This is a genomic window from Novosphingopyxis sp. YJ-S2-01, from assembly GCF_016093175.1.
Classification (GTDB): Bacteria; Pseudomonadota; Alphaproteobacteria; order Sphingomonadales; family Sphingomonadaceae; genus Novosphingopyxis; species Novosphingopyxis iocasae.
The window spans coordinates 1-528 of the sequence record NZ_JAEDAI010000007.1 but is presented as its reverse complement, the minus strand read 5'-3'; the positions used below and the strand labels follow the sequence as shown (position 1 = coordinate 528).

Annotated in this window: 1 protein-coding gene; it reads right to left on the bottom strand. The window is 56.1% G+C overall.

The window, feature by feature from the left end:
• Window positions 1–528, bottom strand: a 528-nt coding sequence (pufL, locus tag I6A82_RS14390) for a photosynthetic reaction center subunit L (RefSeq protein WP_198095663.1), incomplete at both ends; no start/stop codon positions are given.

Genomic DNA, 528 nt, shown 5'->3' with positions numbered 1-528 from the left:
CGCGCAGCGGCCAGCATTTCCATCGCTTTTGGTTTGCCCTCGACAGTTAAAGTGGAGGCAAAGTCTTGCCCGATCCAGCTGTCGAATTCCGGGTAGCGATCAGGATTGGCGCTGCCATCAATGATGCACACCGCGCTCCAGAAGCCGGCATTGAGAGCCAGCAGCAAGCCGACCCGGTGAATTCCAAGAGTACCTACCGAATATCCGACAAAGTCCCGGAAGAACGTGTCTTCATATTCCGGCGTTTTGACTTCTCCGCCCTTCTGCGGATTGACCGCTGAAAGGACCAGCGCGCCGTGTAAGGCGAGCGCCAGTGTGGTGGTGAAGAAGAATGTCACCGCCAGCATATGTGCCGGGTTGTAGTGGAAATGCAGGTATTGATAGCCAGTGTTCGAGACCCAGTCCAAATGGCTCCAGATCCCGTAAGGAAAGCCGAAATGCCAGCCGCCTAGAAGGACAGGCCGGATCACAACCAGCGTGATGTATGCGAAGATCGCCATGCCGAAAGCGAACGGGACGTGATAACCC